We start from the raw sequence: 20,904 nt of genomic DNA on the forward strand, positions 1-20,904 counted from the left end.
ACACCATTGAACCACGTATGTATGACATACGAGCCAGTTGAGTCCAAATACGTTGCTGGTCAACCATGGGTTGGTGCGACACTGACTATGTTTGCTGGTCCAGACGGCGTGATGGGTGGTTTCGGTGCTTACGATCCGATGACCAACAAAAAAGTTTGGTACAACAAAGAGAAGTTCTCTGCTTGGAGTGGTGCTCTGACTACAGCTTCAGATCTCGTGTTCTACGGTACTTTGGATCGCTGGTTCAAAGCAGTTGATGCCAAAACAGGTAAAGAACTGTGGAAATTCCAAGTGGGTTCTGGTGCAATTGGTAACGCGTTCACCTACGGTAACAAAGGCAAACAATACGTTGGTATCTTGTCTGGTATCGGTGGTTGGGCTGGTGTTGCGATGAACTTGGGTATGACTACTGACACAGACGCACTGGGTGCTGCTGGTGGTTACAAAGAGTTGACGAAGTACAACGCTGCTCCTGGCGGCGGTGCATTGAACGTGTTCTCACTGTAATCAATCACCACGATAACCGGCCAAGTGATTGACCGGTTAACAAACTAAACACCCTGCCTAGGCAGGGTGTTTTTTTATTTGCAGCAAGTGAGATTGCAAGGGATATATCTCGAAGGAACGGGACTTAACCGTAGATTTGCACGCTGTTTTCGCTACGGATTTGTTGAAAAATTTGTAGCCGTTCATTTGCGATGCGACCTGCTTTCACGGCATTCAGAATCGCACAGTCTGGTTCATGCGTGTGCGTACAATTATTGAATTTACAGTGACCGATCAAAGGTCTGAATTCGACAAAGGCATATTCGAGCTCAGTCTCATTGATGTGGTACAACCCAAATTCTTGCAGGCCAGGTGAGTCGATCACGGCACTCTGTTGATTAAGATGGTAAAGATGTGTCGCTGTGGTAGTGTGTTTACCGCTATCCAGTGTCGTACTGATTTCCTGCGTTTTACTGCGCGCCTCCGGTAAAAGGCTATTGATAATGGTCGATTTTCCCATCCCAGACTGACCGACTAAAACACTGGTGTGGCCTTCAAGCAAGGGTCTCAGTGGCTCTACAGATTCTTTGGCATTCAACTGCAATGTGAGGTAACCCAGTTCAGCGTATTGCTGCAGCTTTTGTATGGCTTGCGGATTGGGCAAGTCACATTTATTCAGGATAATCACCGCACGGATGCCAGCCGCTTCAGCCGCAACCAGGCAACGGTTCAGCAAGTCTTCATAAAAGCTGGGCTGTGTCGCAAGTACAATCAGGATTTGTGTGACATTGGCGGCCAGAATCTTGCTTTTGTAAGCATTACTACGATAGAGCAGGGTAGTGCGCGCTGCCGTTTTTTCGATGACACCTTCATTGTCTGCAGTGAGCGTCACTGTCACCCGGTCACCTGCGGCATTATCGACTTTTTTACCGCGCGTCACGCAACTCAGCAGGCGGCCATCAGGCAATTCTACGTTATAGCGCTTGCCATAGGCTGCGACAATGAGACCGTCAAGGGACATGCTAGAAATGATAGTAGGTATGGTTTAAGTACTGTACCACTTGCTGCTCTTCATCATCAAACCATTTGAGGTTGAGCATGGTGTTGCAGTTAGTGACTTGCGCTTTAAGCCCGTTGAGTGAGCGAACTTTGCGGTAATCGCGCGTGTAAATCCCGCTGCCATCGCCACCATAGCTGCTGGCATGGCAGCTAATGCAATGGGTATCAATCAGCTTTTTTCCTGCTTGCAGTTGAGCATCTGCTGCGGTCGCATGATGGCTGGCGAGCAGTAAAAACCAACTGAAGAGCAGGGAAATTTTCATGCGTAAGTTTGCAATTTGGCAATTCGTAGGCTCGCAGGCGGGTGCGAGTCATAGAACGCGGAGTGGAGCGGGTCTGGCGTCAGTGTGGAGGCATTGTCGCGATATAGTTTAACCAGTGCATCAATCAGGAATTGTGGCCGTGACTGCTGTGCTGCGTAATGGTCGGCTTCAAACTCATTTGTTCTGGAATAAGCCGCCAATACGGGACGCAGAATAAACATAAATACAGGGGAAACCAGCACAAACAGCAATAAAGCCATGTGGTTGCTGGGCGCTGCTACACCTAATCCGGTAAAAAACCATTCCTGTTTAATCAGGTAGCCGAGTAACGCCAAGCCTAATAAGCTTAAGCCGAACATCATAATAATGCGCTTGATCACGTGCTGATGTTTGAAGTGGCCAAGCTCATGCGCCAAGACGGCTTCAATCTCATCGGCACTGAGTTTTTCCAGCAAAGTATCAAAAAATACCACGCGTTTGTTTTTGCCGAATCCTGTAAAGTAAGCATTGCCATGACCGGAGCGGGTAGAACCATCCATCACAAACAAGCCTTGGCTGGCAAAACCACACTTTTGCATCAATGCTTCAATGCGGCTTTTAAGGGTTTGATCCTGCATGGGCGTAAACTTGTTAAACAGTGGCGCAATCCAAATAGGATACACAGCCAGCATAAACAAGTTAAAAGCACTCCAGATCAGCCACAGGTAAAGCCACCATAAGTCTCCGGCCCCTTGCATGAGCCAGAGGGCAACGAATAGTATTGGGCCACCAAGCAATAAGCCGACAAAAGTATGTTTGAGCAGATCGCTAAAAAACATACTGCGTGACATCTTATTAAAGCCGTATTTTTCATCGACATTAAAGTTTTGGATATAGTCAAAAGGCAGGGTCGCTGCGCTTGAGATTAACATGGCTGAACAAATCACCAGCGCCCCCCGAATAATCTCATGCGCAGGCAGCCATTGTTGCCAGGCTTGATCAAGCAGTTGTAAAACACCGCCTAGCGTCAGTGCCAGTAAAATCAATGCTTCCATCACGGTTTCACTCAAACGCAGTTTTACCTTGGCAGTGGTATAGTCTGCGGCGCGCTGGTGTGCCTCAAGGCTGATTGTTTGGCTAAAGGCAGCAGGCACTTGTGCGCGGTGTTGTTGAATATGGCGGACATGGCGCAAACCTAGCCAGACACGTACCGCCAGGCTGATCACAATCACAGCAACAAAAATTTGAGTAAATAATCCGGACATAACAATAATGAGAGTGAATGAGTGTAGTGACTTATTTTGATGGATTTAACACCACCTTGTTCACTGAACTGAATATAATGTTCCATTTTAATGGAAATCATGACGAGAGGGACACAATTGGCGACTAATCAGGACAATTTAATCTGGCTGGATATGGAAATGAGTGGGTTGCTGCCTGACACGGACCGTATTCTGGAGTTAGCTGGCGTCGTCACCGATGCACAATTGAATGTGATTGCAGAGTCCCCAGTGCTGGTCATTCATCAATCTGACGCTGTACTGGATGGCATGGATGCATGGAACAAAGGCACGCATGGCCGCAGTGGCTTGATTGATAAGGTCAAAGCATCTACTCTAGATGAAGAGGCGGCAACAGATGCGATGCTGGCATTCTTGAAAGAGCACGTGCCTGCGGGCAAGTCGCCCATGTGTGGCAACTCCATTTGCCAGGACAGACGGTTTATGGCGCGTTACATGCCACGCCTGGAGTCATTTTTCCACTACCGCAATCTCGATGTGAGCGTGTTTAAAGAGTTGTCACGTCGCTGGCGCCCGGATATTTATGCTGGGTTTAAAAAAGCCAGCCGGCACGAAGCGTTGGCAGATATTTACGAGTCCATTGATGAGCTTAAGTATTACCGTGAGCATTTTTTGAATATGACGCCACCCGCTACTACTGAATAAGACAATCGCCCGATGACGGGCAAAAAAAAGACGCCTATTCGGCGTCTTGAGGGAGGAGAAGTTAGCTTTGGAGAAGCTTGATTGGTAATAAGCATCTTCTGTGCCAACTTCTCCTTTTTGGTGTCTGAGAAATTGAAAACTATGTTTTTTGGCCAGAAAGCACGTTTTGATAAAGGATTTGGTAGTGTCGGGCGCTGGTTTCCCAGCTCACATCCTGCTGCATGGCCTGCTGTTGGAGCTTTTGCCACTGACCAGAATTGGCATAAACCTGCATCGCGGTTTGTAATGTGACCAAAAGTGTCGATGCATGGTTATCCGCCATGACCCACCCGGTCATGGTGTCAGGAATGCCTTGTTCACTGATCTCGCCACCATGAACAGAATCTGCCAGCCCACCTGTGTTGGCGACGACAGGGATGGTGCCATAGCGCAAGCCATACATCTGGTTAAGGCCACAGGGCTCAAACCGTGAGGGCATGACAAAAATATCGGTACCCGCCATAATCCGGTGTGAGAGTGGCTCGTTATAACCGATGGTGACCGCCACCCGACCTGGATAGCGATCCATTAAAGTCAGGTATTGTCGTTGCATAGTGGCTTCGCCACTGCCTAGAACAGCCAATTGACAACCGCCGGCGAGTAACTCGTCCGCAATTTCAATCAGCATATCCAGGCCTTTTTGATAGGTCAGCCGGCTGACGACGCCCAGAAGCGGTGTCTGTGCGTGTTGATCAAGCCCAAGCTCGGCTTGCAAGGCCTGCTTGATCGTCTGTTTACCGGCTAATTGATCGGCTGTGTAATGCGCTGGCAGATAAGGATCCTGTGCTGGGTTCCAGATCTCGATGTCAATCCCATTCAGGATACCGGTTAAGTCTGCGGCGCGATGTTGCAGCAGGCCTTGAAAACCAAAACCGAATTGTTCGGTTTGAATTTCACGGGCATAAGTTGGGCTGACGGTAGATAGGGCATCTGCATAAAACAGGCCGGACTTCATAAAAGAGAGATGGCCATAAAACTCATACCCTTCAGCCTGATAGTCGTCTAGGTTAAGTGTTAAACGGTAGCGCCAGTCTGGATGAAAGTTGCCCTGAAACGCCAGGTTATGGATGCTGAACACAGACTTGGCCTGGCTACCCATTTGCTTAAGGTAGTAGGGCGTCAGGCCGGTTTGCCAGTCATTGCAATGGACAATTTCAGGCTGCCAGGCCTGCAGCATATTTGGCATCGCCAACAGCGCTGCCACTTTGGATAACAGCCCGAACCTGAGCGGATTGTCTTCCCATTCGCCGTGCACTGGATGGTGGTAAGGACCGCCATCGCGATCATACAGTGCGGGGCAGTCTATCAGTAGCAACGGGATGCTGGTCCCTGGCAGCTGCGTTTTGTAGAGGTCGCAGCGGATATCGTGAAAGGGTTGTAGCGACCCCAGGTGCTGTGGGGAACTGCATTGTGCCAGCAGGCCACGATAAGCAGGTAAAAGGATTTGTACCTCGATATCACTGGCTGCAAGGGCGGCGGGGAGTGCGCCACTGACATCTGCCAAACCACCTGTTTTAATTAATGGGAAAACTTCTGAAGTAACGAATAGTAAACGCAAGGCAATCTCTTTAAATCAACGGGCGGTTCAGGCTGTATGTTTTAAACTTATGATACATTGCCTCCACACGTTTTAGAAGGACATTCAAATGAAATCATGGCTAGCAGTCGCATTTGGCGCCAGTGTCGGTGCATGGATCAGATGGGGGTTGTCACTGCAGCTTAACCAGGGTGGCTTAATTCCATTGGGTACCTTTCTGGCCAATGCCATTGGCGGTCTGTTAATGGGCATTGCATTGGGGATATTACAAGTGGTACCGATGCTGTCTGTTGAGTGGCGGCTGTTGATGACAACCGGTTTTCTCGGCGGCCTGACCACCTTTTCTACTTTCTCGGCTGAGGCATTCAATTTGCTGCAAAAGCAAAATTATAGTGGTCTCTTAGTTTACGTGACTGCGCATGTGGTGGTTTCTATCCTGCTCACCATTGCCGGGTACTGTTGTGTCATGCGCTTGCATGCCAGTTGAGACGTAAAGTGTTTTTGCTGGATAACAGATAAAAAAAGAGGGCCTGACAGGCCCTCTTTTTAGCGATGACACATCACTTTATTTCTGTGTCTCAACCATTACCAGGCCATCCTGACCCGTGGCTGCTTCGTCTTTTTTCCATTTAGCCGCGCTGCGTGGCTTTTTGGTTTTTTGCGGTGCTTCCACAGCTGTATTGACGACTTCTGCTTTGGTTTCTACCAGTTGAATCCCACTATCCGCTGGCGCGTCTGCGGTTTTTGCCGCGGATGGCTTACGCTTGCGGGCTGGTTTCTTTTTCGCTTCCGCTGGGGCTTCTGTGGTTTCAGTTGCGACAGAGGCAGGTGCCGTAGCCGTTTCCACCAGTTCAATTCCGCTGGTTTCTACCGCCTGATCAGCCTGTTTTGATTTTGCTTTTGCTGCTGGTTTGCCAGCACGTGAACGATTGCGTGCAGGTTTTTGTGCCTTGGGCGCTTCAGATGGACTGTCGTCTGCGCTGGCTGCTGCGGCGGTGCCTTCGACGATTGATTCAGCAACGGTTGATTCAGTAACAGTCGCTTCTGCAACAGCAGATTGACGTTCATTCGCAGGCGTGGCAACCACAGTTTCAGCTACTTGAACCGGGCTGACCGCGGCAGTCGTTTCAGTTACTGCAAGCGTAGGTGCAGTTTCTGCAACGACCGGTGCAGCGGCAACATTCACCGTTGCAGCAGTTTCGGCAATAACACTGTTTTCTACAGAATCGACAGCGTTCTGGTTAGGTGCTTCATCACGGTTACGACGGTCACGGCGGCCATGACGGTTACGGCGGTTGCCGCGCTCACCACGTTCCTGTTTGTTGTCGTTTGGTTGAGCGGTCAATGCAGGCTGATTATTGTTATCTGCTTTCTGCTCTTGATTGGCTTGACGCTCCTGACGTTCTTTCTGCGCAGGTTTTTCTTGAGCTGGACGCTCCTGACGCGGTTTGTTGCCATGTTGGGCTTCCTGCGTGTCCTTTGCTGACCGGTCATTGTTTGCACGCTCATTGGCTGGACGCTCGCTGCGTTCCTGGTTGCGGTCACGCTGACGGTCACGGCGGTTGCGGTTTTTATTGCGGTCGCGGCCGTGCTCTTTGCTCTCACGCGCAGGCTTTTCAACCGTTTGGACCACTTCTTTTTCGTCCAGGCCCAGCCAGGATTTAATCACGCCGAAGAATGACTTTTTCTGCTCAGTCACTGGCGCTGGCGCAGGTTTCTCTTCCACAATCGGGGCGGCGGTGGCAGGGGTAATGCCTTTTACGACCGCTTCTGCTTTGGCAGGCGCTGCAGCTTGTTGCAGGCGATGCTGGTAGTCAGACTCGCTAGGCAGATCTACCATTTTGTAGCTGGCCTGAGTGGTTTCTTCGTTCACATCATCATGACGGATACGCAGGATGTTGTAATTTGGCGTTTCCATATGGATGTTAGGAATCAGGATGACTTCCACGCCAGTACGCTGTTCGATCTTGTGAATATCGGCACGTTTTTCATTCAACAGGAAGGTGGCAGCCTCGACCGGTAACTGCACCTGGATGATGGCGCTGTTGTCTTTCATGGCTTCTTCTTGCGTAATGCGCAAGATGTGCAATGCGGTGGATTCGATGCCGCGGATATGACCGGTGCCATTACAACGCGGGCAGGTCATGTGATTGGTTTCACCCAGGCTAGGACGTAAGCGCTGGCGTGACATTTCCAGCAAGCCGAAACGGGAGATCTTGCCCATTTGCACGCGGGCGCGGTCGTGATGCAGCGCATCGCGCAAAGCATTCTCAACTTCACGCTGGTTGCGCTGGTTTTCCATGTCGATGAAGTCGATCACCACCAGGCCACCCAGGTCACGCAGACGCATCTGGCGTGCTACTTCTTCGGCAGCTTCGAGGTTGGTATTAAACGCGGTTTGTTCAATATCCGCGCCTTTAATCGAACGACCAGAGTTGACGTCAATAGACACCAGCGCTTCTGTGTGGTCGATCACGATGGCACCACCGGATGGCAGGCGCACTTCACGGGCAAACGCAGATTCGATCTGATGCTCGATCTGGAAGCGGGAGAACAGCGGAATTTCGTCCTGATACAATTTGACGCGGGTCACGTTGCCAGGCATTACGTGGTTCATGAACTGCAAGGCCTGTTCATGCACATCCGCGGTATCAATAAGGATTTCGCCGATATCGGCACTGAAGTAGTCGCGGATAGCGCGGATCACCAGGCTGCTTTCCTGGTAAATCAGGTAAGCGCCAGGTTGAAAGTTAGAGGCATCTTCAATGGCTTGCCACAGTTGTGTCAGGTAGTTCAAATCCCATTGTAACTCTTCAGCATTGCGGCCAATGCCGGCAGTACGGGCAATGATGCTCATGCCATTAGGGACTTCCAGTTGTGCCATGGTGTCGCGCAGTTCGTTACGCTCTTCACCTTCGACACGGCGGGAGACGCCACCGCCACGTGGATTATTGGGCATCAGCACCAGATAGCGGCCAGCCAGCGAGATAAAGGTGGTGAGTGCAGCACCTTTGCTGCCACGCTCGTCTTTATCGACCTGAACAATGACTTCCTGACCTTCTTTGATCACGTCCTGAATACGGGCACGGCCTTGTTCAGGTTTGTCTTGGAAATAACTGCGGGCGATTTCTTTAAATGGCAAAAAGCCGTGTCTGTCAGTGCCATAGTCGACAAAGGCGGCTTCGAGAGAGGGTTCAATACGGGTAATGACCCCTTTGTAGATATTACTTTTGCGCTGTTCTTTGCCAGCGTGTTCAATATCAAGGTCTATGAGTTTTTGTCCATCGACGATCGCAACGCGCAATTCTTCTGATTGCGTTGCGTTAAACAACATTCTTTTCATTCAGGGCTCCTAGGCGAAGCGTCAGAATAGAGATGTGCGCAGGGCGGGCCGTGGTCGTGAACAACCCCCGGAACTTAACGAAGTGACAGGTGTGTCACCGGTGAGGTGCAATGGCTTTTGCGAGGTGTGCGACAACATTGTGAGCACAGTTCGCAGGCATCAATATGCACTTGAGTGCAGCCAACACGGGATGTGGCTGAATACTCGGTTTCTGGTAGGGGCAGTGTGTGCGTGGCAGGCTTGTATCACCTGTCATGTCCAGCGCGAGTGACTGCAAAATAAAACCCTAAACAGAGGGTAATTTCGTTAAAATTCGGGTTGGCTAACGCCGAGCTCATTTCTTTGGTTATTCTGCGTGAGCTTCGCGTTAAAACATTTCTAATTAATTATCGCTACTTGATGGCGAGCGGTATTCACCAAAATTTTTTTGATTCTGAATTATTGATTCTGAACACGGTGACGGGTCCGGGAATCTTGGTTCACAGGTCAGAGATGCATAGATTTTTACATCTCGAAATCGGCATGGCAATGTTGTCGCTTTTGCCGTAAACCATTGATTCAGAATCTCGACAGTATATCCATAAGTCCTGATAAAGCAAAGCACGACCTGCAACTATGAGCTCACAATTAAGTTCTTCCTCATTCGCGTCACCCGTAACGGCTTCCAGCCTGGATTCCGAGACCAGGCCTGCCAGTGATCGTGTGACATTTTTAATGGTCGATGAAGCCTCTGAAACCCAACGGGTAGACAATTTTCTGTCCAAAGTGCTTAAAGGGGTGCCTAAAAGCCATATTTACCGCATTTTGCGTAGTGGCGAGGTGCGCGTAAATAAAAAGCGCGTGGATGCTGAATACCGGTTGCAACTAGGGGATGAAGTACGCGTGCCACCCATCCGCCTGGCTGAAGCCGCAGCCAAGCCAGCGGCTCCTGCGATCAAGGCCAAGTTGGCCGAACAAGTGATTTATGAAGATGATGCCATGCTGGCGTTGAATAAGCCGGCTGGGATGGCGGTACATGGCGGCAGTGGTATCAGTCTGGGCGTCATTGAACAATTGCGCCTGGAGCGCCCGCAAGCCAAGTTTCTTGAGCTGGTGCATAGGCTAGACCGCGAGACATCAGGCGTATTGATGATTGCCAAAAAACGCTCTGCCTTGACCGCGCTGCATGAAGCTATGCGCCATCATCACATGGATAAGCGTTATTTGATGCTGGTGCAGGGGCAGTGGACCGAAGCCAGGAAAAAAGTCACGCTGGATTTGCAAAAGTATGTCACTGAAAGCGGCGAGCGCAGAGTGCAGGTGGTGGATGAGCCATTGCTTAACCCTGAACCCGGCGGAAGAAAGTCACTCAAAGCCAGTGGCCTCACTGCCCAGCGGCATGCCGCCAAAGGCAAGTTTGAAGTTGAGACGCAAATCTCTGAAACCTGGTTTTATCTTCAGCAGCGCTTGGGGCCATATAGCTTTTTACAGGCTAAATTGATTACCGGGCGCACCCATCAGTTACGCGTGCAATTGTCTCACCTTGGCTTTCCGATTCTGGGGGATGACAAATATGGCGACTTTGCCTTAAACAAGCAGTTGAGCAAACAAGGATTAAAGCGCATGTTCCTGCATTCCAGTGAGACACGGATTGCCCACCCGCTGACCGGCGAGCCCTTGCATTTGGTGGCACCGTTACCCACAGAGCTTGAAAGCTTTTTGCAACAACAACGTCAACATCCGGCCGTAAAATAAGCGGGGCGTGTGTTCAGGGCGCATCATCATTGTTGAGATTTAAAGTAAATCTGCTGAGTAAAGTGGTTTGATCTTGTAGAGGTTGGATTTTGCAGCAGTTGTATAGTGAAGAGGTTTTATAGTGAAACAGTTTGATTTAATTGTCTGGGATTGGGATGGCACCATTGCAGACTCTACCGGTTTGATTTCCCAAGCATTGATTAAAGCCGCAGAACAAGCGGGACTGCCTGGCCTCACCGAAGTGCGTGCGCGCAGCATTATCGGTTTGGGACTGCGGGAGTCCATAGAAGTCTTGTTTGGTGATATTCCCGAATTTCAGGCACAGTCCCTGGCGGCCAATTACAACCGTAACTATTACACCAATGAAAACAATATCTTATTGTTCGAAGGCATCGCCGGCACGATTATTGCCATTGACCGCAAAGGTTGCAAGCAGGCCGTTGCGACCGGCAAGGGGCGACGCGGGTTAAATACTGCTTTGCAACAATCAGGCCTGGCCAAGTGCTTTAACGCTACTAAAACTGTGGATGAATGTTTTTCCAAGCCGCATCCGCAAATGCTGGATGAGCTCATGGATGAACTGGTGGTGATGCCGGAGCGCACCTTGATGATAGGCGATTCACAATATGACATGCAAATGGGCAAGAACGCAGGGGTGAACACGGCTGCGGTCAGTTATGGGTCGCAAACAGCCGAGCATTTACAGCAGTATTCACCGGATTACCTGTTTCATGATGTGGCAACATTAAGTGCCTGGTTATTGGAGCAGACATGAGTCTTGATGCCGTCACTTTTGACAGCGCCGCCTTGCCGGAAAAAGGCGATGGGCTGCGCTTTGACATCCCGGCGCTTGGTCCGCATGCCACTGGCTTTGTCGTCCGCTTTGAGGGCAAACCTTATGCTTATGTGAACCGCTGCGCGCATGTGCCAGTAGAACTGGACTGGGAGCATGGCAAGTTTTTTAACATGACCCATGAGTGGCTGATCTGTGCGACTCACGGCGCCATGTATGCGCCAGAAACTGGCTACTGTGTGGTCGGGCCGTGCCAGGGCAAACGGCTATCCTCTATTCCTGTGAGTGAAGAGAATGGCGTCGTCACGGTTCATCTCGACCAGTTTTAGTGACAGGGTGTCAGTTTGGCGGATCTGGCACATTGCTCAAATAGCCAGCGTTACGCCCGCAAATATTGCTAGAATAGCTAAAAACCAATAGACGAAAGTTGAATAATGCAAGAAAACCATACGCCATCTTCAGATTCACAACCAAGTCCAGCTTCCCAGGATTGGGCTTTGCGCACAGTAGAAAAAATTGCACTGGCCGGCCTGCAGGAGCAAAAAACAGCCAGACGCTGGTCAGTGTTGTTCAAGTCACTGACGTTTATCTACCTTTTCTTCTTGCTCATGATGTTATTGGGCTGGGTCGGGCAAAGCAAAAGCACCTCTATTGCCCACACCGCCCTGATCGACATTTCCGGCGTGATTGAGGCCGGTGGCCAAGTCAATGCCGATGCCGTCATTAGCAGCCTGAATGATGCTTATGATAATAAGGGGACCAAGGGGATTATCCTGCGTATCAACAGCCCAGGTGGCAGCCCGGTGCAAGCGGGCATCATCAATGATGAAATCCACCGTCAGCGCAAATTACACCCTGAAATTCCTGTCTATGCCGTGGTGGAAGATATCTGCGCTTCAGGCGGCTATTACATTGCAGTCGCTGCAGACAAGATATTTGTCGATAAAGCCAGTATTGTCGGGTCCATCGGCGTGCTGATGGATGGTTACGGTTTTACTGAAGCCATGAAGAAAGTCGGTGTCGAGCGCCGTTTGATGACCGCCGGCGAAAACAAAGGCATGCTGGACCCATTCTCTCCAATCAATCCAAAACAACAGGCATTTGCGCAAAGCATGCTGGATCAAATCCACCAGCAATTTATCACCGTGGTGCGTGAAGGCCGTGGCAGCCGCCTCAAAGAGAACGCTGATACGTTTAGCGGCCTGTTTTGGAATGGCGAAGAAAGCATTAAGTTGGGCTTGGCTGATGCGCAGGGAAGTGCAGAATATGTGGCGCGCGAAGTGATCAAGCAAGCTGAGATTGTGGACTTTACCTATCAGGAAACTGTGGTTGACCGTTTCGCCAAGAAGCTGGGCGCCAGCATGGCACAAGAGCTGGGCGTGAGCGCAAAAAATCTGTTGCCCACCTTGCGTTAATCTTTGAAATGTATACAAAGGGACCGCAAGGTCCCTTTTTTTGTTTACCGTATGACTGAAGGACGCTCATGACACAACCATCCCGTTTCCATATTCGTCCAATGGCTGGTGAAGATCATGCCGAGTGGTCAGCCTTGTATGCTGAATACGCCAGGTTTATGCTGTGAATCAGTCTGTCGCCATGCGTGAACAGGTCTGGCAGTGGTTACACCAGCCGTCTCCCGCCATATTTGCTTTGGTGGCAGTGGATGCGCAGGGGCGCCTGATTGGATTTGCACATTATCGTGCTTTTGTTAGACCCTTGGCGGCGAGCATAGGCGGCTATCTCGATGATTTATTTGTGGTTTCTGCGTTCAGAGGACAGGGTGTTGGCACCGCTTTTATCAAGGCAGTGATGCAGATTGGACAACTGCAGGAATGGTCGGTGATCCGTTGGGTAACTGCTGAAGATAACCAGGTGGCACGTGCCTGCTATGACAAGCTGGCAATGCACAAGCTGGCAAACGTATGAAGTCAGTTTCAAATGAATCTGACTTCAGCTTGAGTACTGTAGAGGAATGCTGCCTGTGAGCGTTAATTTGACAGCCAAGGATGGAATAAAGCAAAAGCCCATCCCGGAGCGATCAAGCAATTATTTTTTTGTTTTATTTTGTTCGTTGCGTGCCTTCAGTTTGGCGCGCATTTCATTTTTACGTCTGCGCATAGTGACCAGGCCTTCACCTTTTTTACGCTCATCTTCTTGCTTATCGAACGGATTTTCACCTTGATGGTATTGCACTCGCAGCGGCGTGCCTACCAATTGGAAGGCTTTACGGAACACCCCTTCGAGAAAACGCGTATAGCTGGCCTTGACGCCATCAATGTGATTACCGTGCACCACCACAATCGGCGGGTTGCTGCCCCCCTGGTGCGCATAGCGTAGTTTGGGTCGGATGCCGCGGCTAATAGGCGGCTGATGCTGGGTAGTGGCTTCGCCCAATACACGTGTTAATTGCGGGGTAGCCAGCTTTGCCATGGCAGCCTTGAATGCCACATCGACAGAGCCGAGTAATTCATTCAAGCCCTTTTTACGTAGTGCCGAGATATAGTGGAACTTGGCAAAATCGAGGAATTGCAGTTTGCGGTCAATTTCACGTTTGATCCATTCGCGTTCATCGTCCTGCAAGCCATCCCATTTGTTAATGGCCACCACTAAGGCACGCCCGGCATCGACAATGTAAGCGGCAACGTGCGCATCTTGCTCGGTAATGCCTTCTTGGGCATCGACCACCAAAATAGCCACGTTGGCATCTTCAATCGCTTGCATGGTTTTGATCACGGAGAATTTTTCAACCGCTTCAAATACCTTGCCGCGTTTGCGCACACCAGCGGTGTCAATGATAGTGTAGTGCTTGCCATTTTTTTCTAGCGCGATTTCAATCGAGTCGCGTGTCGTGCCTGGCTGGTCAAAGGCAATGACGCGGTCTTCACCGAGCAAGGCATTCACCAGTGTGGACTTGCCAACGTTAGGGCGCCCCACAATCGCAATGCGGGGGTTGTCGGGATTCACTGGCTCGGCCGCTTCGATGTCTTTATCGGCAATGGTTTCCAGCGCCAGTTCAATCAGATCCCTGACGCCTTCACCATGGGCGGAGGAGATGGACAGGGGGTCACCCATGCCCAGTTCATGAAAATCCGCACTGACAATTGCCTTGCGCATGCCTTCGGTTTTGTTTACTGCCAGCAGCACTGGCCGCTGGGCCTTGCGCAAGGTTTGCGCAATGGTAAATTCTTGCGGTGTCAGGCCAGCACGGGCGTCGACCAGAAAAATAATGACATCGGCTTCATCAATGGCAAGCAAGGTTTGCTTGGCCATTTCTTTGAGGATGCCGGTATCAGCGGTGGGCTCAAAGCCACCGGTATCAATGACCAGATAAGGCTGGCTGGCACCGAGGCCGCGGCCATAGTGACGGTCACGCGTGAGACCAGGCAAATCGGCGACCAGCGCGTCCCGCGATTTGGTCAAACGATTAAATAAGGTAGATTTGCCGACATTAGGACGGCCAACAAGCACGATGGTAGGTAGCATTATTTGTATGTCACTGCGTAAAGGTGACCGTCACGCGATTGTGCAAAAAACTGATTGGCGTTGGTGCCTGCGATCAATGCCATAAGCGGTTTGGAGCCTAATTGCAAACGACCGACAAAGCTGCCGTCATCCTGGCTCAGTAAATGGACATAGCCTTCCAGATCACCCACGGCCACAATATTACTCAGTGGCAATGGCACGGTCAGATTGCGGTAGCCCAGGTTGCCCTGGCGCCAGAAAGTTTTGCCGTTGCTGGCATCCAGTGAATAAACGGAGCCTATGGTATGGCTCAAATACACCTTGTTATTTTCAGCAGTCAGGCCGACATAGCTTGAAATGTCGCGGCTCCATACCACTTGCCCGCGCTGACGGTCCACGGCGGCCACTTTACCCTGATAAGCCACGACATATACCAGTGGGCCATCAACATAGGGCAGGCTGGTAATGTCAGCAATACGTTCGATTTCAGTCACGCCTTTGGGCTGGGCAACGGTAGCTTCCCAAATCAGTTTGCCGTTATCAGCCCGGATTGCCACCAGTTTTCCGCCTGGAAAGCCTGCATAAATAGCACCGCTGTCAACCACGATGCCAGCATGTGTTTTAAGTGATAAAGAAGGCGAGACGCGCTCATAGGACCATTTTCGGCGGCCATCTGCGGCATCTATGCCATAAATATGGTGATCAGTGGTGCGGACAATGACGGTGCCGTCATAGTATCTGGGCGAGCCTTGAATTTCGCTGGTAAGGACCGCACTCCAAAGCTTCTTGCCGTTCAGGTTCAGGGCATAGACATGGCCTTTGCTGGTGCCAACCAATACCAGCCCACCACCTAGACCTGCACCACTACTGATGGGCTCATCCAACTTAGTTTCCCAAACGGTTTTACCATTTTCTGCAGAAATCTGCATCACGCTGCCTTCGGCGTTTACGGCGTACACCATATTGTCAGCCAACACCGGTGTGTAGCTAAAGCGGCCAGCCTCGCCAACATCGGTAGACCACTGTATCCGTGCCTCGTAAGAGGATTTGATGTCCTCCAGCTCTGCAGGCGGGTTTGCAGGCTCCGCGCCAAAAATACTCTCACTCAAATTGGTTTTAATGTCGTTGAATGCCGTACATGCAGTCAAACTGCACCCCATGACACTCAGGGCAACCAGCGTCAATTGTTTGAGACGGTAAGACGGAAAATGCAGGTTGGCAAGACTCAACTTCATTCGCAATTATCCTAAAGCATCCAGCTTCTGCTGGGTCAGGTAAAACAGTTTTCCTTCAGGATCAAGCGTTTGAAGCGCTTTAGTGTAGGCTTGTTTGGCTTCTTTTTCTTGCTTTTTCGCCATCAGGATATCACCAAGCAAACTGTTTTTAAGCCCTTCAAAGCCTGGGTCGTTGATCGCTTCCAACGTTTTTTTTGCGTCATCCAGCGCATTGCGCTCGATTTGCAAACCGGCAATTTCAATGGCAGCCATTTGTTTGATGGCAGGTTCTTTGGCTTCTGCCAACGCCCAACGCAATTGTTTTTCGGCGGCTTCGGCTTGTTTGGCTTCATGCAAGGCACGTGCGGCAAACAGGGCGGCGCGTCCAGCATAAGGGGTCATGCTGTAGTCCTGCTCAATGGCTTGCGCTTCCTTGCTAATTTGCTCGGCTTTTTTGCTATCTACATCCTGCAATGCGCTGCTGATCAAGGTCTGGTAGGCAGTAGAGGCTGCCGTCGCTTTACTGTTCATATAAGACTGGTAGCCTTGCCAGCCACCATATACGACAACCGCTGCAATCAGCAGACGGGTAACCAATTTACCGTTCTTGTTCCACCAGGCTTTAAACTCGTCTAGTTGTTCCTGTTCTTCCAAATCGTATGCCATTGAATTTCCTGCGTATTTTTGTAATAGGATATTAATTATGCGGCGGCTTTGCGCATGCCTTGACCAGGAATTGCGCTAAGCAGCTGTTGGGTATATTTTTGCTGGGGAGCATTATAAATGGTTTCTACGCTTCCTTGCTCAATTACTTTGCCTTTTTGCATGACCAAAACCTCATCTGCAATGTGTCTGACCACGCGTAAATCATGCGTAATAAACAAGTAGCTCAGCCCCATTTCTTGTTGTAGCTGTTTGAGTAATAACAGGATTTGCGCTTGCACCGAGACATCTAGCGCCGACACGGGTTCATCGCAAATGACCAGCTTGGGTTGCAGAATCAAGGCCCGTGCGATGCCTATACGCTGACGTTGTCCCCCTGAAAACTGGTGTGGGTATTTACTGGCGTCTTCGGCTTTCAGGCCAACTTTTTCCAGCATGGCAAACACGCTGTTCTGTTGTTGTTTGTGATCGCCAATGCCGTGAATCACCAAGCCTTCGGCGATAATTTCTCCAACACGCATTCTCGGGTTGAGTGACGCAAAGGGATCTTGAAACACCATTTGCATATGGCGGCGTGCCGTCCGCAGGCGCGTTTGGTCCAGCGCGAGAAAATCCTGGCCATCGAAGATGACTTGGCCGTGGTCTAACGGCAACAGGCGTAAAATGCCGCGTGCCAGGGTAGATTTTCCGCTTCCAGATTCGCCGACCACTGCCAGCGTAGTGCCCCGTTTGAGTTGCAGGCTAACATCATCGAGTGCATGTATAGTCTGCGTGTGCAGGCCGAGCATGCCGGTGCGCTGGCGGTAGGTTTTACTGAGGCGATGGGCTTGTAACAATAAATCTGTCATATTCACCTCACGCAGGCGTGAGCCAGTCGTAGCGCATGGGTTGTAAGATTTTTTTGCCCTCGGCATCGGGCACGCAAGCGAGTAGTGCGCGCGTATAAGGATGCTGTGGCGCATGTAATACTTGCTGGACAGGTCCGGCCTCGACGATTTCCCCCCTGAACATGACGATGACATCGTCGGCAATATCCGCGACCACGCCAAAGTCGTGGGTAATAAACAGCATGGCCATATTCAGCCCTTGTTTGAGTTCATCAAGCAAGCGTAACACTTGCGCTTGCACGGTGACATCCAGCGCCGTGGTGGGTTCATCGGCAATGAGCAGGGCAGGTTGGCAGGCGATGCTCATGGCAATCATCACACGCTGGCGCTGCCCGCCAGAAAGCTCGTCGGGATAACTGTTGGCACGGGAGGGATCAATGCCTACTTGCGTCAGTAACGCAGCAACCTTTTGTTTGAGTGCGGCACCTTTAAGCCCTAAATGCGTTTGCAGCGGCTCGCCGATCTGGAAGCCTATGGTGAGTACCGGATTTAATGATGTCATCGGCTCCTGGAAAATCATGCCGATTTTGCGGCCGCGGATAGATTGCATCTCGCGCTCACTCAATTGACTGAGATCCTGGCCTTGAAAAACGACACGGCCCTGCATGCGCAATTGTGGTGAGAGCAGCTTCATGATACTAAGCGCAGTCAGGCTTTTGCCACTGCCGGACTCACCGACGATACAAGTGGTCTTGCCACGGGAGAGGCTGAGCGATGCCTGTTTGACGAGGCGGCGCTCAGGGGCATTTGCCGGGCAAATAGTGAGGTCCTGGATATTTAAGATTTCACTCATATTGATCGATCAATCCCCAGATTCAAAAAGTTACGGAATCATCGCCATGACAGCGACTGCGGTCTAATGAGACCAGCCTGCCATTTGACTTGCCAGCATTCCATACGAACACTGCCGCTAATCAAGCTGCATTGACGATGCTAGCTACTTGTTCAAGACTGACACGTGTCTGCTCGCCTTGACCCAGCATCGGCTTTAACGTCAGCTCGTCAACGGTCGCTTCATCATCCCCCAAAATGCCGGCAAAGCGTGCACCGCTACGGTCGGCCTTTTTCATTTGTGATTTGAAACTGCCGCCACCGGCATGTAATACCACATTTAGCCCCATGCTACGCAGTCTTTCGGCCACGGTAAAGGCTTTTTGTGTCGCCAGCTCGCCTGCATGGACCAGGTAAATATCTGGCTGGTTCTGGGCACTGACGCCATATTCCTGCATCAGCAGGAAAACCCGCTCCAGGCCAATACCAAAGCCGCAAGCCGGTGTCGCGCTGCCACCAATCCGTTCTACCAGGGTGTCGTAACGTCCGCCACCTGCAATGGTCCCTTGTGCGCCAAGTTTGGTGGTCACCCATTCAAAGACGGTACGGTTGTAATAGTCCAGGCCACGCACCAGTCTATGGTTGATTGTGTAAGCAATGCCTGCCTGTTCGAGCAGGGTGCACAATTGGGCAAAATGCTGTTTGGATGTTTCACCCAGGCAATCCATGAGCTTGGGGGCGGCCTCACACATGGCTTGCATGCGTGGGTTTTTTGTATCCAGAATCCGCAAGGGGTTGCTATGCAGGCGACGTTTTGCGTCTTCATCCAGCAAGTCCATATGCTGCTCAAAATAGGCAATCAAGGTCTGACGGTATTGTGCGCGCTCATCGGCATCCCCAATACTGTTTAACTGTAATTCAACATCTGCAATCCCCAGCGCTTGCCAAAGGCGGGCCAGCAACACGATTTGCTCGGCATCCACGTCTGGTCCTTCAAAACCAAACGCTTCCACGCCGATTTGATGAAACTGGCGCTGGCGGCCTTTTTGCACGTTTTCGTGACGGAACATCGGCCCCATGTACCACAAACGTTGCGGGCCATTGTAGGTAAGGTTGTGTTCAACGACTGCGCGTACGCAACCAGCGGTGCCTTCTGGGCGCAAGGTCAATTTGTCGCCATTAAGCTTGTCCTCCCAGGCGTACATTTCCTTTTCTACAATGTCCGTATGTTCGCCCACGCTGCGCACAAACAATTCGGTCGGCTCGACCAGGGGCATGCGAATGTTGTTGTAACCATACTGGCTCAAGACGCGGCGTGCCGTATCTTCAAGCTTGAACCACAAAGGCGTGGCTTCTGGCAGGATGTCGTAAAAACCTTTAATGGATTGAAATGTTTGACTCATTTTGGACTAAATGGCGAGTTGGATGGCTTATACAGCGGCTTATATAGCGACAATCGGGATCACAGGTGCTTTGTTGCTGCGCAATTTGCCACCTTCGGCATAATGCGTACGCACATACTCATCCACGATCTGTTGAAATTCTTCAGCGATATGGTCACCTTTGAGGGTGACGGTTTTTTCACCATCAACAAACACAGGGGCTACCGGCGTTTCGCCCGTACCTGGCAAGCTGATGCCAATATTGGCTAGTTTAGACTCGCCAGGACCATTGACCACGCAACCCATGACCGCCACATTAAGCGTTTCCACGCCAGGATATTGACTACGCCAAACTGGCATCTGGTTGCGTAACCAGGTCTGGATTTGCATGGCTAATTCTTGGAAATAAGTACTTGTGGTTCGGCCGCAGCCCGGGCAGGCGGTCACCAATGGGGTAAACGAGCGGATGCCCATAGTCTGCAGGATTTCTTGGGCGACCACGACTTCTTTGGTGCGGGACTCATTCGGTTCTGGCGTCAGTGAGACGCGGATGGTGTCGCCTATGCCTTGCTGCAATAAAATTGCCAGGGCCGCAGTGGAGGCGACAATGCCTTTAGAGCCCATGCCAGCTTCAGTCAAACCGAGATGCAACGGGTAATCACAGCGTTGCGCCAATGCTTGATAGACCAATACCAGATCTTGCACATTGCTGACTTTGCAGGAGATGATGATTTGATCCGGGTTTAAACCCAAATCGACAGCTTGCTGGGCACTTTCAAGCGCAGATTGAATCAAGGCTTCACGCATCAAGGCGTCCGCCGAGAGTGGATTGGCGGACTTGCCATTGTCATCCATCATTTGCGCCATTTTGGCTTGATCCAGGCTGCCCCAGTTGACGCCTATACGGACGGCTTTTTTGTACTGGATGGCGGCCTCTATCATGGCTGCGAACTGTTCATCACGCTTGCTGCCTTTGCCAACATTGCCGGGATTGATACGGTATTTGGCCAGGGCTTCAGCGCAGTCAGGGTAAGCTTGTAACAGTTTGTGGCCATTAAAGTGGAAATCACCGACCAAGGGTACAAAGCATCCCAACGCATCCAGGCCTTTGCGTATGGTGGAGACTTGCGCGGCTGCTTCTGCGCTATTCACGGTAATTCTGACGACTTCGGAACCGGCCTGCCACAAGGCATACACTTGTGCGATAGTGGCTGCAGCGTCAGCGGTATCAGTATTGGTCATACTTTGCACGACCACTGGAGAGACTGTGGTGCCATGCAGGCCGCCGCCGACCGCAACGTGTCCGACCATGACTTGGCGGGTATGTCTACGGGATATCATGA

At 51.0% G+C, this 20,904-nt stretch carries 20 protein-coding genes; 8 read left to right on the forward strand and 12 right to left on the reverse strand.

Features of this window, described 5'->3' with window-relative positions:
* On the forward strand, positions 1-507 hold a 507-nt coding region (locus tag ACIDF8_RS09465), incomplete at its 5' end, for a PQQ-binding-like beta-propeller repeat protein (protein WP_412010375.1).
* A 124-nt stretch (positions 508-631) separates the two neighbouring features.
* Here ACIDF8_RS09465 and rsgA read toward each other — a convergent pair.
* From rsgA to ACIDF8_RS09480, 3 genes are read right to left on the reverse strand one after another with little or no spacing between them, the layout of a single operon-like run.
* Complete coding sequence (rsgA, locus tag ACIDF8_RS09470; RefSeq protein WP_412010376.1) at positions 632-1,507, reverse strand: ribosome small subunit-dependent GTPase A; 876 nt, start codon at positions 1,505-1,507, stop codon at positions 632-634.
* Position 1,508: 1 nt separating this feature from the next.
* Complete coding sequence (locus tag ACIDF8_RS09475) at positions 1,509-1,808, reverse strand: c-type cytochrome (RefSeq protein ID WP_412010377.1); 300 nt, start codon at positions 1,806-1,808, stop codon at positions 1,509-1,511.
* The gene (locus ACIDF8_RS09480) at positions 1,805-3,052 is read right to left on the reverse strand and encodes a M48 family metallopeptidase (protein WP_412010378.1); all 1,248 of its coding nucleotides are present in this window, start codon (positions 3,050-3,052) and stop codon (positions 1,805-1,807) included. Before ACIDF8_RS09480 ends, ACIDF8_RS09475 begins: the two co-directional genes overlap by 4 nt.
* Positions 3,053-3,151: 99 nt before the next feature.
* On the opposite strand from ACIDF8_RS09480, the gene orn reads away from it, so the two are divergent.
* Positions 3,152-3,736: an oligoribonuclease gene (gene orn, locus ACIDF8_RS09485; protein WP_412010379.1), complete on the forward strand. Its 585-nt coding sequence runs from the start codon at positions 3,152-3,154 to the stop codon at positions 3,734-3,736.
* A 139-nt stretch (positions 3,737-3,875) separates the two neighbouring features.
* On the opposite strand, the gene glgA is transcribed toward orn, so the two are convergent.
* Positions 3,876-5,333 (reverse strand): glycogen synthase GlgA, encoded by a 1,458-nt coding sequence (glgA, locus tag ACIDF8_RS09490; protein ID WP_412010380.1) that lies wholly within the window; start codon positions 5,331-5,333, stop codon positions 3,876-3,878.
* Positions 5,334-5,421: 88 nt separating this feature from the next.
* Between glgA and crcB the strand changes: the two genes are divergently transcribed.
* Positions 5,422-5,799 carry a fluoride efflux transporter CrcB gene (gene crcB, locus ACIDF8_RS09495; RefSeq protein WP_412010381.1) on the forward strand — a complete coding sequence of 126 codons (378 nt, stop codon included), beginning with the start codon at positions 5,422-5,424 and terminating at the stop codon, positions 5,797-5,799.
* A 78-nt stretch (positions 5,800-5,877) separates the two neighbouring features.
* On the opposite strand, the gene ACIDF8_RS09500 is transcribed toward crcB, so the two are convergent.
* The gene (locus ACIDF8_RS09500) at positions 5,878-8,655 is read right to left on the reverse strand and encodes an Rne/Rng family ribonuclease (protein WP_412010382.1); all 2,778 of its coding nucleotides are present in this window, start codon (positions 8,653-8,655) and stop codon (positions 5,878-5,880) included.
* A gap of 615 nt (positions 8,656-9,270) precedes the next feature.
* Between ACIDF8_RS09500 and ACIDF8_RS09505 the strand changes: the two genes are divergently transcribed.
* The 5 genes from ACIDF8_RS09505 to ACIDF8_RS09525 all read left to right on the forward strand — a co-directional run bounded on the left by ACIDF8_RS09505 (position 9,271) and on the right by ACIDF8_RS09525 (position 13,108).
* Positions 9,271-10,389, forward strand: coding sequence for a pseudouridine synthase (locus ACIDF8_RS09505; RefSeq protein WP_412010383.1), 1,119 nt, complete (start codon positions 9,271-9,273; stop codon positions 10,387-10,389).
* 121 nt (positions 10,390-10,510) lie between these two features.
* Positions 10,511-11,164 carry an HAD family hydrolase gene (locus ACIDF8_RS09510; RefSeq protein ID WP_412010384.1) on the forward strand — a complete coding sequence of 218 codons (654 nt, stop codon included), beginning with the start codon at positions 10,511-10,513 and terminating at the stop codon, positions 11,162-11,164.
* Positions 11,161-11,511, forward strand: coding sequence for a Rieske (2Fe-2S) protein (locus tag ACIDF8_RS09515; protein WP_412010385.1), 351 nt, complete (start codon positions 11,161-11,163; stop codon positions 11,509-11,511). Before ACIDF8_RS09510 ends, ACIDF8_RS09515 begins: the two co-directional genes overlap by 4 nt.
* Positions 11,512-11,616: 105 nt before the next feature.
* On the forward strand, positions 11,617-12,597 hold the full coding sequence (locus tag ACIDF8_RS09520; protein WP_412010386.1) for a S49 family peptidase: 981 nt from the start codon (positions 11,617-11,619) through the stop codon (positions 12,595-12,597).
* 163 nt (positions 12,598-12,760) lie between these two features.
* Positions 12,761-13,108, forward strand: a complete 348-nt coding sequence (locus ACIDF8_RS09525) for a GNAT family N-acetyltransferase (RefSeq protein ID WP_412010387.1) — start codon at positions 12,761-12,763, stop codon at positions 13,106-13,108.
* Positions 13,109-13,228: 120 nt separating this feature from the next.
* On the opposite strand, the gene der is transcribed toward ACIDF8_RS09525, so the two are convergent.
* From der to ispG, 7 genes are all read right to left on the reverse strand, one after another.
* Positions 13,229-14,665: a ribosome biogenesis GTPase Der gene (gene der / locus ACIDF8_RS09530; protein WP_412010388.1), complete on the reverse strand. Its 1,437-nt coding sequence runs from the start codon at positions 14,663-14,665 to the stop codon at positions 13,229-13,231.
* Positions 14,665-15,879 carry an outer membrane protein assembly factor BamB gene (gene bamB, locus ACIDF8_RS09535; RefSeq protein ID WP_412010389.1) on the reverse strand — a complete coding sequence of 405 codons (1,215 nt, stop codon included), beginning with the start codon at positions 15,877-15,879 and terminating at the stop codon, positions 14,665-14,667. The genes der and bamB overlap by 1 nt, the downstream gene beginning before the upstream one ends.
* A 6-nt stretch (positions 15,880-15,885) precedes the next feature.
* A complete protein-coding gene (locus ACIDF8_RS09540) occupies positions 15,886-16,524 on the reverse strand; it encodes a YfgM family protein (RefSeq protein WP_412010390.1) in 639 nt (212 codons plus the stop codon).
* Positions 16,525-16,559: 35 nt separating this feature from the next.
* Positions 16,560-17,369 carry an ATP-binding cassette domain-containing protein gene (locus tag ACIDF8_RS09545; RefSeq protein WP_412010391.1) on the reverse strand — a complete coding sequence of 270 codons (810 nt, stop codon included), beginning with the start codon at positions 17,367-17,369 and terminating at the stop codon, positions 16,560-16,562.
* A 7-nt stretch (positions 17,370-17,376) separates the two neighbouring features.
* Entirely contained in the window at positions 17,377-18,201 is an 825-nt protein-coding gene (locus ACIDF8_RS09550; RefSeq protein ID WP_412010392.1) for an ATP-binding cassette domain-containing protein, read from the reverse strand.
* Positions 18,202-18,322: 121 nt separating this feature from the next.
* Positions 18,323-19,582: a histidine--tRNA ligase gene (gene hisS, locus ACIDF8_RS09555; RefSeq protein ID WP_412010393.1), complete on the reverse strand. Its 1,260-nt coding sequence runs from the start codon at positions 19,580-19,582 to the stop codon at positions 18,323-18,325.
* 39 nt (positions 19,583-19,621) lie between these two features.
* Positions 19,622-20,902: a flavodoxin-dependent (E)-4-hydroxy-3-methylbut-2-enyl-diphosphate synthase gene (gene ispG, locus ACIDF8_RS09560; RefSeq protein ID WP_412010394.1), complete on the reverse strand. Its 1,281-nt coding sequence runs from the start codon at positions 20,900-20,902 to the stop codon at positions 19,622-19,624.
* Between the last annotated feature and the right edge of the window lie 2 nt (positions 20,903-20,904).

This window comes from Methylophilus sp. 3sh_L (assembly GCF_046766015.1).
Classification (GTDB): Bacteria; Pseudomonadota; Gammaproteobacteria; order Burkholderiales; family Methylophilaceae; genus Methylophilus.

Coding starts and splice junctions, on each gene's coding strand:
- bamB (WP_412010389.1), bottom strand. CDS start 15,879: ATGAAGTTGAGTCTTGCCAACCTGCATTTTCCGTCTTACCGTCTCAAA.
- crcB (WP_412010381.1), top strand. CDS start 5,422: ATGAAATCATGGCTAGCAGTCGCATTTGGCGCCAGTGTCGGTGCATGG.
- hisS (WP_412010393.1), bottom strand. CDS start 19,582: ATGAGTCAAACATTTCAATCCATTAAAGGTTTTTACGACATCCTGCCA.
- ACIDF8_RS09500 (WP_412010382.1), bottom strand. CDS start 8,655: ATGAAAAGAATGTTGTTTAACGCAACGCAATCAGAAGAATTGCGCGTT.
- ACIDF8_RS09520 (WP_412010386.1), top strand. CDS start 11,617: ATGCAAGAAAACCATACGCCATCTTCAGATTCACAACCAAGTCCAGCT.
- ACIDF8_RS09475 (WP_412010377.1), bottom strand. CDS start 1,808: ATGAAAATTTCCCTGCTCTTCAGTTGGTTTTTACTGCTCGCCAGCCAT.
- ACIDF8_RS09505 (WP_412010383.1), top strand. CDS start 9,271: ATGAGCTCACAATTAAGTTCTTCCTCATTCGCGTCACCCGTAACGGCT.
- ACIDF8_RS09545 (WP_412010391.1), bottom strand. CDS start 17,369: ATGACAGATTTATTGTTACAAGCCCATCGCCTCAGTAAAACCTACCGC.
- rsgA (WP_412010376.1), bottom strand. CDS start 1,507: ATGTCCCTTGACGGTCTCATTGTCGCAGCCTATGGCAAGCGCTATAAC.
- der (WP_412010388.1), bottom strand. CDS start 14,665: ATGCTACCTACCATCGTGCTTGTTGGCCGTCCTAATGTCGGCAAATCT.
- orn (WP_412010379.1), top strand. CDS start 3,152: ATGACGAGAGGGACACAATTGGCGACTAATCAGGACAATTTAATCTGG.
- ispG (WP_412010394.1), bottom strand. CDS start 20,902: ATGATATCCCGTAGACATACCCGCCAAGTCATGGTCGGACACGTTGCG.
- ACIDF8_RS09480 (WP_412010378.1), bottom strand. CDS start 3,052: ATGTCCGGATTATTTACTCAAATTTTTGTTGCTGTGATTGTGATCAGC.
- ACIDF8_RS09515 (WP_412010385.1), top strand. CDS start 11,161: ATGAGTCTTGATGCCGTCACTTTTGACAGCGCCGCCTTGCCGGAAAAA.
- ACIDF8_RS09540 (WP_412010390.1), bottom strand. CDS start 16,524: ATGGCATACGATTTGGAAGAACAGGAACAACTAGACGAGTTTAAAGCC.
- ACIDF8_RS09550 (WP_412010392.1), bottom strand. CDS start 18,201: ATGAGTGAAATCTTAAATATCCAGGACCTCACTATTTGCCCGGCAAAT.